Origin of the sequence: Vibrio sp. 10N.261.45.E2, assembly GCF_002875705.1 — a bacterium.
GTDB lineage: Bacteria > Pseudomonadota > Gammaproteobacteria > Enterobacterales > Vibrionaceae > Vibrio.
Genome location: NZ_MCZZ01000149.1, coordinates 1 through 12,193, shown reverse-complemented (window position 1 = coordinate 12,193; position 12,193 = coordinate 1). Strand labels below are relative to the sequence as shown.

Genomic DNA, 12,193 nt, shown 5'->3' with positions numbered 1-12,193 from the left:
ACTATGCTGGCGTTTAAAGAATTAAAGAGGACAGGAAGTGGAACTTTACGATAGCGAAGAGCAACAAGTTGAAGCCATTAAAGATTGGTGGAAAGAGAACGGTAAAGCCGTAATCTTTGGTGCGGTTATTGGTTTAGGTGGTCTATTTGGCTGGCGCTATTACCAAGATTCAGTCGTTGAAGCGCGCGAAGCAGCTTCAGAAAGCTACACCTCTGTAATTTCAGCTCTTGATACTAAGGGCGTTGATGCTCAATCTGATATTCAAGCTTTCATCGACGCAAACAAAGATGCTGAGTACTCAGTGCTTGCTGCTATGCAATTAGCAAAAGTACAAGTACAAGCGGGTGAGCTAGCTGCGGCACTTGAACAGCTAGAGTGGGCAAAATCGGCAACTAAGGACGCGGCACTAGAGCCACTACTTACTTATCGTGTTGCACGCATCAAAGCTGAGCAAGGTGAATTTGACGCGGCACTGACTGATCTTGCTGCGATGACAGATGAATCTTGGAAAGGCCGTGTTGCTGAACTGCGTGGTGATATTTCACTTCGTAAAGGTGACACTGACGCAGCCTACAGTGCTTACACAGAAGCACAGCAAGCTGTTGATGCTAGCCAAACGCTTCAAATCAAACTTGACGACCTAGCTAAATAAGGCGCTTTGAATGAAGAAGATGTTTCCAAAAGCGGCGTTGTGTGCGATTGCTCTTGGCCTACTAGCTGGCTGTGCGGGTGAAGAAGATACCGTAATCATGGCGCCAGTACCAACGGTAAACAGCGAGTTCACTCCTAGTCAGGAGTGGTCTACTTCGGTTGGTGATGGTGTTGGTCACTACTTTTCAAAACTAACGCCAGAATTGGCTTACGACAAAGTGTTTGTTGCAAGCCGTGAAGGTATGGTTAAAGCACTTGATCCTGATACAGGTAAAGAGCTGTGGAAAGTCGATCTTGAGAAAGACGTACTGGCTCGTTTATCGGGTGGCTTAACGGCGGCTTACGGTAAAGTATTTGTTGGTTCTGAAAATGGCGAAGTGATCGCACTGGAAGAATCGACCGGTGAAGAGCTGTGGCGTGTATCAGTGAATGGCGAGGTGCTTGCATCCCCAGCAACTGATAGCAACATGGTCATTGTTCATACCAGTCGCGGTATGTTGATCGCGTTAGATCAAGCAAGCGGCGAACAAAAATGGACCATCAGTACAGAAGTACCAAGCCTAACACTTCGCGGTGATAGCTCGCCTGTTGCGGTTTCTGGTGGTGTATTCTGGGGTACAGCAAATGGTCGTCTAGCTGCGGCTATCGTTGACCGTGGTCAGCTTATTTGGCAACAGCCAGTAGGCACGCCAAAAGGCGCAACGGAAATCGATCGTTTGGTTGATGTGGACGCATCTCCAATTGTTCTTGGTGGCACCCTATATACCGTAGGTATTAATGGGCAGCTGATTGCTATCGATCTTCGTTCTGGTAAGCCAGTTTGGAAACGTAACTACTCATCAGCAATTGATTTAGCAAGTGATGGTAGCCGTCTGTTCGTTGTTACCGACAAAGACCATGTGGTTGCGGTTGATGCGCGTAGTGGTACTGAACTTTGGAGCACTCCATTGTTAGAAAACCGCTTACTGACAGCACCTGCTATTATTAATGGTTATGTAGTCGTGGGTGACACTGAAGGTTATCTGCACTGGTTAGATCGTTCATCGGGTAAGTTTGTTGCTCAACAGCTTGTCGATGATAGCGGCTTTGCGGTTGCGCCAATTGAACTGCCTGAAGGCTACTTAGTGACGACTCGCAATGGCGATGTAAAGAAACTAACGATTAGCCAATAAAAGCGTGATATAATTCACAGTCGGCTCCTGGTTGGTAACAGCCAGGAGCCGTTTTGTTGTTAAAAATTAATAAACCGTGTGGTTATAGGTAAGAGTTTAAACTTGCGAACAAGTGCTTACCTATAACTACATTTAGAGAAGAAATTGTAGAGGTTGTTATGGTACCTGTTGTTGCTCTAGTAGGGCGTCCGAACGTAGGTAAATCTACGTTATTTAACCGATTGACTCGAACTCGTGATGCATTGGTTGCGGATTTCCCTGGCTTAACGCGTGACCGTAAATACGGCCATGCTCATTTTAGCGAGCATGACTTTATTGTTATTGACACTGGTGGTATCGACGGTACTGAAGAAGGTGTTGAAACTAAAATGGCTGAACAGTCGCTAGCGGCGATTGATGAAGCTGATGTTGTCCTATTTATGGTAGATGGCCGTGCTGGTCTAACACCATCTGACGTAGCGATTGCTAAACACCTACGTCAACTAGAAAAGCCTTCAATGCTAGTAGTAAACAAGGTTGATGGTATTGACCCTGATGCTGCAAGTGCTGACTTCTGGCAGCTAGGCGTAGAAGACATGTACCAAATCGCTGCGGCGCACGGTCGTGGTGTTACGGCACTTATTGACCTTGCTCTGAACCCGTTCGCAGAAGCGTTAAAAGCGGAAAATGGCGAAGTAAGCGATTTAACTGAGTTTGAAGACGAAGAAGAAGAGCAAGTTGAATTTACAGAAGAAGAAGCTGAAGAAGAATTCAAGCGTCTTCAAGATCAACCGATCAAGCTAGCGATCATTGGTCGTCCTAACGTAGGTAAATCAACGCTAACTAACCGTATTCTTGGTGAAGAGCGTGTGGTTGTTTACGATATGCCAGGTACAACTCGTGACTCTATCTACATCCCAATGCAGCGTGACGAGCGTGAATACGTTCTGATCGATACTGCGGGTGTTCGTCGTCGTAAGAACATCAACGAAACAGTAGAGAAGTTCTCAGTAGTTAAAACACTGAAAGCGATTGAAGATGCGAACGTTGTATTGCTACTTATCGATGCTCGTGAAAACATCTCTGATCAAGATCTAAGCTTGTTAGGCTTTGCGTTGAACGCAGGTCGTTCAATCGTGATTGCGGTAAACAAGTGGGATGGCCTAGATAACGACGTTAAAGAACGCGTTAAGAAAGAGCTAGACCGTCGTTTAGGTTTCGTTGATTTTGCACGTATTCACTTTATCTCTGCACTTCACGGTACAGGTGTTGGTCACTTGTTTGAGTCTGTTCAAGAGGCTTACAAGTCAGCGACGACTCGTGTTGGTACTTCTGTTCTAACTCGTATCATGAAAATGGCAACTGATGATCACCAACCGCCTATGGTTCGTGGCCGTCGTGTGAAACTGAAATACGCGCACGCTGGTGGCTATAACCCACCAATTATCGTTATCCACGGTAACCAAGTTCGTAACTTGCCAGATTCATACAAACGATTCTTGATGAACTACTACCGTCGTTCATTAGAGATTATGGGCACACCTATTCGCATTCAATTCCAGAACAGCGAGAACCCATTTGAAGCTAAGACTAACAAGCTGACAATCTCTCAAGAGCGCAAGCGTAAGCGTATGATGAGCATGGTTAAAGGTCGTAAATAGTCCTTTCCAATAGATTTGATACCCGAGCCTGTCTCGGGTATTTTTTTAAGCAAAATTCACGTTAATCCATAACGGCACATTTTTGTTTCGTTATGGATTAACGAATCAGACTCGATTTCAAAAGAAGAATGATATGACCACTAGCGATTTGATTACACAAGCTCAAGCAATCACACCAACCATTACTCAATTTTGTCATCAAGCTTGGCAAATCAACGCAAAAGCGCTGTACGTTGAAAGCGACGACAGCAAAACTTACTTGATCACCGACGTGACACCTTTCCACCCTGTGAGTCATATTTGGCCAGATCATCCGGCAGACCAAGGTTTTGTAAGTGTTGGTGATGTGCAATATCCCGTTGAAGATTGCCTTGTCGGTGCAATAGAACAATCTACTGGCAAGCTTCATATCGCAGCAGATATTCCTGTTAAGCGTGATACGGAAGGTTGGGCGTTTGTGGTAGTCCACCAGCTACCCGTATCTGCTGATATGGTTAAGGTTAGCGACGAAGTGGTGTTGTCGGTTGATAAAGAGTACCAAGCCAGTTTGAGCCGTGGTCACAGTGCTGGCCACATCGCTTTCCTTGCCTTGAATAAAGTATTGGCTGAGAGCTACTGGCGTAAAGATGCTGACAGAAAGGATCCGCTTGGTAGTTACGACTTCAATAGCTACGCTCAGGTTACGAGTTTTGTGACTCCAGACCTGTGTACCGATAAGTATCGTTTAGGTAAAACCCTGAAAAAGCGCGGTTTGAACGTTGCAGATATGCTGGCAAACCTCGAAGGCATTGAAGCCGACATCAACCAGATGATTGCGGGCTGGCTTGCAGAGTCGACATTAATCACTATGAGGCTGGAAGGTGAGGCGTTAACAGACTCTCGCTATTGGGAGTGGCAGTTAGACAGCGATACTTTAGTGTCTATTCCGTGTGGTGGTACTCACATTGAGAACACCTCAGAACTTAAGGCATTAGCCGTTAAGTTAACCCAGTTAGATGACCAGCATATTGAAATGCTGACGCATGTAATTCGATGATTTAGGCTACAGATCGAAATAACTTGTGCTGTTTATTTTGTTTTTGAACGTCACTTTTAATATAAATGACTATTTAAAATTGAAATGCAGCACATGTAACTTATGCTTTCGGTGTGTGGTGATATAAATATTCTTTTTGGGGTAGATCGCTGATCAAAATAGATAAAGCGAAAGATCAACCTATGATCTTCGATTGTGTGTACGGCTTATTTAGTGTGTTATTATTAACCAATAACAAGCTTGCATAAGAACAAGCTGTACCCGATTACACAATTGAAAGCCTTAGTGAATGGAACAACAATTTTTATTAGAAGGCCACCGGGCCGTCAATAGTTTGCTGCGCAAGCTTGCTCTTGGTATGGATCGCAAAGATTTAAACCACAAGATCATCCAGCTTACCGAGCAGCTTTTTGGGCAGCGTATGGCTTCAATCTTACTGCTCAACTCCGAATCTAAAACTTTACACCTTGAATATGCCCCAAATCTGCCTGATTTTTACAATCAACAGATAGAGGGGGTGGGAATTGGTGCGGGAATCGGTTCCTGTGGCGAGGCAGCTGCGCTCAAGAAAGCAGTGATGGTATCCAACATCAATGCACACCCAAACTGGGCACCTTTCTTAGCCTTAACGAATCAAGCGAATCTGCATGCCTGTTGGTCGGTGCCTATCATCTCTTCACATGGTCATGTGTTAGGTACCTTCGCGATTTACAGTCAATATGTTTCTGAACCTCATGAGTTTGAACTTGAGATCCTTGAGCTATTGGCTTCTCTGTATTCAGTAGCATTAGAAAAATATGAGCTGGAAAATCAGCTTAACTTTTTTGCCAATCGGGATTCTCTCACCCATTGCTTGAATCGTCGTGCACTGTTCAATGAAGCTGAAAAAGTGTTGGCTAAGCGCTGTTTTGCGCAAAAAGTGATGGCGTGTTTGTTTGTCGATGTCGATAAGTTCAAATCTATAAATGACACCTATGGACACAGTTTTGGTGACGATGTGTTGTTGGCGGTTGCCAACGTTCTCGATGAGGCAACCACAGCATGCGCCAAGATAGGGCGTTATGGTGGTGATGAGTTTGTGGTGTTCTCATGTTTTGATGATCAAGAAAGTGTTGTCAGCTTCTACCACGGCTTAGAGAAAGCACTGCAACAAGCGCTTTATATCAATGATGTGCAGTTTTCAGTGAGTGTCGGACTCTCTTGTGAGAAAGACCCTCAAGGATTAGACCAGTTGATCGCACAAGCTGATAAGAACATGTACCAAATCAAGCAAGCTAAGTCTCAGCAGTAGTAGATTGTAAAAATAGTAGTAAATTAGGAAATGCTAATGAGTGAAAATATCTGCCCTAAGTGTCAGTCTGAGCTAGCTTGGGATGGCAAGTATCACTGTGAAAGTTGTCAGGCTCACTTTACCAAAGTTGGGTTTTGCCCAGAGTGCAACAGTCAACTAGAGAAGCTTCAAGCTTGTGGTGCAGCAAGCTATTTTTGTAATGGTGACTGTAACGAGCTGAAATCTAAGTCGAGAGTAAAATTCGAATTTCAACCAGCGGAATAGCCTTAAACAGCATGGTTTGAACGGCTATCGGTGATGTTATACCAGAGGCTCAATACGAAAGTGTTGGGTCTTTTTTGTATTTGAAGAACAGGAATGTGTCATCTTGGTTCATTCCCTTCGTCACTGCACCAGTATGAAACATAGTTAAGTAATTGCTATGCACTCTATTGGTGTGATTTTCTTTTAAATTCCACTAATACAATGGCTTATAAATAATGTTGTTGGTTTATAAGTTTGGCACTCTTCTTGTAACTCTGTAATTGAATAACAAAAATACAATTATGGAGTACTATCATGAACAAGGTGTTCAATTTATCGCTAGCTGCACTGTGTACAACACTTTCATTTTCTTCTGCAACAGTGCTTGCAGCAGATGAGACCATTAAGGTCGGTGTTCTACATTCACTCTCTGGCACTATGGCGATCAGTGAAACAACGCTAAAAGATACCGTGTTAATGCTCATCGAAGAGCAAAACAAAAAGGGCGGTTTGCTTGGCAAGAAGCTAGAGCCTGTTGTGGTTGACCCTGCGTCAAACTGGCCGCTATTTGCAGAAAAAGCGCGTGAGCTTATCGAAAAAGAGAAAGTAGATGTGGTGTTCGGTGGTTGGACATCGGTATCACGTAAATCGATGCTGCCTGTCTTTGAAGAACTCAACAGTATCCTTTTCTACCCGGTACAATACGAAGGTGAAGAGTCTTCTAAAAACGTTTTCTACACAGGTGCAGCGCCAAACCAACAAGCAATCCCGGCAGTGGATTACTTGATGGAAGAGCTTGAAGTCGAGCGCTGGGTACTTGCAGGTACCGATTACGTTTACCCACGCACGACCAACAAGATCCTTGAAGCCTACCTAAAAGATAAAGGTGTCGCAGAAGAAGACATCATGATCAACTACACGCCATTTGGTCACTCTGATTGGCAGTCTATCGTTTCAGACATCAAAAAGTTCGGCGAAGCAGGTAAGAAAACCGCAGTGGTTTCTACTGTGAACGGCGATGCGAACGTACCTTTCTACAAAGAGCTTGGCGCTCAAGGCATTTCATCTGAAGATATCCCGGTAATTGCATTCTCTGTTGGTGAAGAAGAACTGTCAGGTATGGACACTGAACCACTGGTTGGTCACCTAGCTGCGTGGAACTACTTCATGAGTGTTGATACTGAAGCCAATGAAGAGTTCGTTGAAACGTGGCAGTCGTTCATCAAGAGTGAAAAGCGTGTCACCAACGACCCAATGGAAGCGCATTATGTTGGCTTCAACATGTGGGCGCAAGCGGTAACCAACGCGGGCACAACCGATCCTGAATCCGTACAAGATGCCTTGATTGGCGTGTCTGTTCCTAACCTTTCTGGTGGCTATTCCACCATGCTGCCAAACCACCACATTACCAAACCTGTCCTGATCGGTGAAATCCAAGACGATGGTCAATTCGATATCGTTTGGGAAACCACAGGCCTTGTTGCGGGTGATGCTTGGTCTAGTTACCTACCTGAATCAGCGAAGCTGTTCTCTAGTTGGTCTAAGCCATTCTCATGTGGTGCGTTTAACGTCGAAACCAAGAAGTGTTCTGGCGGTAACTAGAGCGTTAATTTAGTAATGTTGAGCCTTCTTGTTTGGGAAGAGTGCCTCTGTTTAAGAGGTGAAGCAAACGGAAGGCTCATCGTTTCAACTAACAATAATTCTCCACATGTCCACTGAGCAAAAATAACAATATCTAGCTAGGTGGATTAAGGAAGCAGGGATGAAAAACGTATTGAACGTATTTAAGGCGCTATTGCTTATGGCAGTCAGTGCTCAATTGGCTTTTGCTGGAATAACGGATGAAGCTAGTTTTACCAAGGCGCTAGTTGGTAAGAAAACATCGGATAAAGAATTGGCTATCGATTGGGTTATTGAAGCACAAACGGGAGACGTGTCGAAACCTATTTTGGATGGCTGGTTAAACGGTAATCTCTATTACTTTAATGACAAAAAAAGTGAGCAATATAAACAGCTTTACCTGATTCAAAGCATTAAAACGGGAACCTCTGCTCAGTCGGTATGGGATGAATCAACCCTCAATATAGACAATACCAAGCTGTTTAAAAAAGTTCGCGTGAATAACAAACTTCGCGGGATCTTGCGCGGGGAAATTGCTTCTATTGGACTGAACAGCAGTAACCCTGATGTGCGCTATAAAGCTGTTTTGGATCTACTCGGTACCAAAGATTCTGACATTATCGATCGTTTAGCTTTACTTAGAACCAACGAGTCAGAGGGTAAAGTGGCAGATCTGATGGATCTCTCATTAGCTATTTATACTTCCCTTGATCGCAGCGCAACAATTGAAGACCGAGTCACGTCGATTGAGCGAGTAGGTGACTTCAAACACTCGGTCGTTTTGAAAACACTCAATCAACTATTGAACAGTGAGCAAGATCCGACCATTACCGCTGCAGCGGAACGTGCGATGGACAGCTACCAGCAAAGCCAAGCACTCTATTCGGGTGTAGAAACGGTATTCTTCGGCTTGAGTTTAGGCTCGGTATTGGTGCTGGCGGGCATTGGCTTAGCTATTACTTTTGGTGTGATGGGTGTGATTAACATGGCCCATGGCGAGCTGATCATGATTGGTGCTTACACCACCTATGTATTGCAACTGCTAATGCCGAACCACATCGGTTTAGCGTTGATACTTTCTATTCCGGCAGCGTTTATTGTGTCAGGTTTAGTTGGTATTGCGATAGAGCGCAGTGTGATTCGTCACCTTTACGGTCGCCCATTGGAAACTTTGCTCGCGACTTTTGGTATCAGCTTGATCTTGCAGCAAGCTGTTCGTTCTATTTTCTCTCCTTTGAACCGCTCAGTGAGCACGCCTGAATGGATGTCTGGCGCACTTCAATTGAACCCAATGTTGTCTCTGACCTACAACCGACTTTATATCATTTTGTTTTGTGGTTTGGTGTTTATGGGCTTGTTGATGGTTTTGAAAAAGACACCATTAGGTTTACAGGTTCGTGCGGTTTCTCAAAACCGTGGTATGGCGCGTGCGATGGGCATTCGCTCTGAACGTGTTGATGCGATGACCTTCGGTTTAGGCTCTGGAGTCGCAGGTGTTGCGGGTGTTGCGCTTTCTCAACTGACCAACGTTGGCCCAAATATGGGGCAGGCGTACATCATCGATTCTTTCATGGTGGTGGTGTTCGGCGGAGTAGGTAACTTGTGGGGAACACTCGTCGCAGGTCTGAGTCTTGGTTTGTTCAATAAGATTTTAGAGCCATGGGCTGGCGCAGTACTTGCCAAGATTCTAGTACTGGTTTTCATCATTCTATTTATTCAAAAACGCCCACGCGGATTGTTCCCGCAACGTGGTCGTGCGGCTGAAGGTTAAGGACAACATCATGCAGTCAAAATCATTTGTACTTTCGGCGATGCGTGGTGATAAAGGTGGCCAACTGACCATCCTTGCCATTCTAGCGGCCGTTATTCTTATCCCGCTGGCCAACACCATGTTACCCAGTGGACATCCGCTTCATGTAGAGACTTTCACTATCTCGCTGATGGGGAAATATCTGAGCTACGCAATGTTGGCGTTGGCGCTCGATCTGGTGTGGGGTTACCTCGGAATACTGAGCCTTGGCCACGGCGCTTTCTTTGCCCTTGGCGGTTATGCAATGGGCATGTATCTGATGCGTCAGATTGGTGACCGTGGGGTTTATGGTGATCCAATTCTGCCTGACTTCATGGTGTTCCTTGATTGGTCAGCATTGCCGTGGTTCTGGCAGGGCTTTGATCAGTTCTGGTTTGCTTGTCTGATGGTGGTGTTAGTGCCGGGCGCATTGGCTTATTTGTTCGGTTATCTGGCTTTTCGCTCTCGTGTGTCAGGGGTTTACCTCTCTATCATGACTCAGGCGTTAACTTACGCTTTGATGTTGGCGTTCTTCCGCAACGAGATGGGCTTTGGTGGCAACAACGGGCTTACGGATTTCAAAGACATCATCGGCCTGAGTTTACAGAGTGATGCGGTCAAGATTGGTCTGTTTGTCGCTACGGGTATCTCGCTCATTCTCAGCTACATCGCGTGTCGAATGGTAGTGACCAGTCGATTAGGTCGTGTGGCATTAGCGATTCGTGATACCGAGTCTCGTACTCGCTTTATGGGTTACGACGTCGATGGCATCAAGCTGTGGGTCTTCGTTTTGTCTGCGGTTATCGCGGGGATTGCGGGTGCTTTATATGTTCCTCAAGTCGGCATCATCAACCCAGGAGAGTTTGCGCCGCTTAACTCGATTGAGATTGTGGTTTGGGTTGCCTTGGGCGGTCGTGCCACTCTGTTTGGTGCCATCGTTGGTGCGCTGATCATCAACTACGCCAAGAGCTGGTTTACGGTTGAATTCCCTGAGGTGTGGTTATTCGCTCTCGGTGGTCTATTCGTTCTCTCGACTATGTACTTCCCACAAGGTGTGATTGGCTTTGTCAGTGAAAAATGGCAACAGCTGAGCAAGGCATCGAACTCAAAAGACGAAGGACAAGATAAGGATGAACAGCATAAAGCCAAGGAGGCGATCGCATGACCACATTTAACAGCGTAAAGGAATCGGTTCAGGCGTTCACTCGTCGAGACGAAGTTTTTGATTACCTTAAACCCGATGTTCATCCTGCCATCGATACCCGTCACAACGTTTTGTTGTACGTGGAAGGCGTTAATAAAAGCTTCGATGGTTTCCAAGCGATAAACGACCTCAATCTTTATATCAAAGAGGGCGAACTGCGCTGCATCATCGGCCCTAATGGCGCAGGTAAAACCACCATGATGGACATCATCACCGGGAAAACTAAACCAGATACCGGAGAGGTATGGCTCGGCTCTAACATTAATCTACTCAAGATGAATGAAGCTGAAATTGCCAACGCGGGTGTTGGGCGTAAGTTCCAAAAGCCGACTGTGATTGAGTGTTTAACCGTGTGGCAGAATCTTGAATTAGCGATGGCGGGTGATCGCTCGGTGTGGGCAACTTTCACAGCCGTGATGTCTGGTGAGCAGAAAGATAAACTGACCTCGGTACTAGAGCTGATTCACCTCAAAGATGAAGCCGCAAACTTGGCGGGCAACCTGTCTCATGGACAAAAGCAGTGGTTAGAGATCGGTATGTTACTGATGCAAAACCCTAAGCTGTTGCTGGTGGATGAACCCGTTGCGGGAATGACTCACCAAGAGATGGACCGCACTTCTGAACTACTCAATTCATTGGCAGGTAAGCACTCGGTGGTCGTAGTTGAACACGATATGGATTTCGTTCGTTCGATTGCTAGTCATGTCACAGTCCTCCATCAAGGTCATGTGTTAGCAGAAGGCACCATGGACCAAGTGCAGGCTCACCCTGAAGTTAAACAAGTTTATCTCGGAGAATAGGATGCTAGAGGTTAAATCAGTTAATCAATATTACGGTGAGAGCCACACCTTGTGGGACTTGGATATGCAGATCCCAGAGGGCAAATGCACGGTATTAATGGGGCGCAATGGCGTCGGAAAAACCACCTTGCTGCAATGCATCATGGGGTTGGTTAAGGTTGAAAGTGGTGACATCTCTTTATCAGGTGAGTCAATATTGAAAACCGATGCCGAAGATCGTTCTCGCCAAGGGATCGGTTATGTGCCGCAAGGTCGTCAGATATTCCCAATGCTCACCGTTCAAGAAAACCTAGAAGTAGGTTTACCGATTCGCGAAAAGGGCGACCGTAAGATCCCCGAATTCATCTTCGATATCTTCCCAGTGCTAAAAGAGATGCTGCATCGTCGCGGTGGCGACTTATCCGGTGGTCAACAGCAACAACTAGCGATTGGACGTGCGCTGGTGGTCAATCCAAAGCTATTGATCTTGGATGAACCGACCGAAGGTATTCAGCCCAATATTGTGCAAGAGATTGGCGACATCATTCGCATGCTCAACGAGAAGATGGGACTCACGGTGTTGTTGGTTGAGCAGAAGCTGCCATTTGCGAGAAAGGTCGGTGACCGTTTTTGTATTCTCGACCGTGGGCGCCAAGTGGCAGAAGGTGAAATGACAGGACTCGATGAGTCCTTGATTAAGGAGTATTTAACCGTATGAATTCTCTCTTTTCTCCGAATGAAGTAAGGAATGTAGTGGTCAAGTAAAAC

11 protein-coding genes are annotated in these 12,193 nt (G+C 45.6%); all 11 read left to right on the top strand.

The genetic code is table 11. The annotated features are described in order from the left end of the window. The first annotated feature begins 37 nt into the window (after nucleotides 1-37). The 11 genes from BCT34_RS19660 (at nucleotide 38) to urtE (ending at nucleotide 12,143) form a co-directional block, all read left to right on the top strand. Nucleotides 38-652: a YfgM family protein gene (locus BCT34_RS19660; RefSeq protein ID WP_076650843.1), complete on the top strand. Its 615-nt coding sequence runs from the start codon at nucleotides 38-40 to the stop codon at nucleotides 650-652. Between the two features lie 10 nt (nucleotides 653-662). Further along, the gene (bamB, locus tag BCT34_RS19655) at nucleotides 663-1,823 is read left to right on the top strand and encodes an outer membrane protein assembly factor BamB (protein WP_076650844.1); all 1,161 of its coding nucleotides are present in this window, start codon (nucleotides 663-665) and stop codon (nucleotides 1,821-1,823) included. 158 nt (nucleotides 1,824-1,981) lie between these two features. Next, the gene (der, locus tag BCT34_RS19650) at nucleotides 1,982-3,463 is read left to right on the top strand and encodes a ribosome biogenesis GTPase Der (RefSeq protein WP_017629857.1); all 1,482 of its coding nucleotides are present in this window, start codon (nucleotides 1,982-1,984) and stop codon (nucleotides 3,461-3,463) included. Nucleotides 3,464-3,596: 133 nt separating this feature from the next. Further along, a complete protein-coding gene (locus BCT34_RS19645) occupies nucleotides 3,597-4,499 on the top strand; it encodes a metal-dependent hydrolase (protein WP_076650845.1) in 903 nt (300 codons plus the stop codon). 289 nt (nucleotides 4,500-4,788) lie between these two features. Then, on the top strand, nucleotides 4,789-5,790 hold the full coding sequence (locus BCT34_RS19640; protein ID WP_076650846.1) for a sensor domain-containing diguanylate cyclase: 1,002 nt from the start codon (nucleotides 4,789-4,791) through the stop codon (nucleotides 5,788-5,790). 36 nt (nucleotides 5,791-5,826) lie between these two features. Beyond that, nucleotides 5,827-6,054: a zinc ribbon domain-containing protein gene (locus BCT34_RS19635; protein WP_017106474.1), complete on the top strand. Its 228-nt coding sequence runs from the start codon at nucleotides 5,827-5,829 to the stop codon at nucleotides 6,052-6,054. Nucleotides 6,055-6,348: 294 nt separating this feature from the next. After that, nucleotides 6,349-7,635, top strand: a complete 1,287-nt coding sequence (gene urtA / locus BCT34_RS19630) for an urea ABC transporter substrate-binding protein (protein WP_076650847.1) — start codon at nucleotides 6,349-6,351, stop codon at nucleotides 7,633-7,635. 160 nt (nucleotides 7,636-7,795) lie between these two features. Continuing rightward, entirely contained in the window at nucleotides 7,796-9,424 is a 1,629-nt protein-coding gene (gene urtB / locus BCT34_RS19625; RefSeq protein WP_076650848.1) for an urea ABC transporter permease subunit UrtB, read from the top strand. Between the two features lie 10 nt (nucleotides 9,425-9,434). Further along, nucleotides 9,435-10,607: an urea ABC transporter permease subunit UrtC gene (gene urtC, locus BCT34_RS19620; protein ID WP_076650849.1), complete on the top strand. Its 1,173-nt coding sequence runs from the start codon at nucleotides 9,435-9,437 to the stop codon at nucleotides 10,605-10,607. Then, a complete protein-coding gene (urtD, locus tag BCT34_RS19615) occupies nucleotides 10,604-11,446 on the top strand; it encodes an urea ABC transporter ATP-binding protein UrtD (protein ID WP_076650850.1) in 843 nt (280 codons plus the stop codon). Before urtC ends, urtD begins: the two co-directional genes overlap by 4 nt. Before the next feature lies 1 nt (nucleotide 11,447). Beyond that, nucleotides 11,448-12,143 (top strand): urea ABC transporter ATP-binding subunit UrtE, encoded by a 696-nt coding sequence (urtE, locus tag BCT34_RS19610; protein WP_076650851.1) that lies wholly within the window; start codon nucleotides 11,448-11,450, stop codon nucleotides 12,141-12,143. Nucleotides 12,144-12,193 lie beyond the last annotated feature (50 nt).

Bases quoted from the DNA above. Each gene is read 5' to 3' on its own strand.
- BCT34_RS19635 (WP_017106474.1), top strand. From the start codon at position 5,827: ATGAGTGAAAATATCTGCCCTAAGTGTCAGTCTGAGCTAGCTTGGGAT.
- urtD (WP_076650850.1), top strand. From the start codon at position 10,604: ATGACCACATTTAACAGCGTAAAGGAATCGGTTCAGGCGTTCACTCGT.
- urtE (WP_076650851.1), top strand. From the start codon at position 11,448: ATGCTAGAGGTTAAATCAGTTAATCAATATTACGGTGAGAGCCACACC.
- urtC (WP_076650849.1), top strand. From the start codon at position 9,435: ATGCAGTCAAAATCATTTGTACTTTCGGCGATGCGTGGTGATAAAGGT.
- urtA (WP_076650847.1), top strand. From the start codon at position 6,349: ATGAACAAGGTGTTCAATTTATCGCTAGCTGCACTGTGTACAACACTT.
- urtB (WP_076650848.1), top strand. From the start codon at position 7,796: ATGAAAAACGTATTGAACGTATTTAAGGCGCTATTGCTTATGGCAGTC.
- BCT34_RS19645 (WP_076650845.1), top strand. From the start codon at position 3,597: ATGACCACTAGCGATTTGATTACACAAGCTCAAGCAATCACACCAACC.
- BCT34_RS19640 (WP_076650846.1), top strand. From the start codon at position 4,789: ATGGAACAACAATTTTTATTAGAAGGCCACCGGGCCGTCAATAGTTTG.
- bamB (WP_076650844.1), top strand. From the start codon at position 663: ATGAAGAAGATGTTTCCAAAAGCGGCGTTGTGTGCGATTGCTCTTGGC.
- der (WP_017629857.1), top strand. From the start codon at position 1,982: ATGGTACCTGTTGTTGCTCTAGTAGGGCGTCCGAACGTAGGTAAATCT.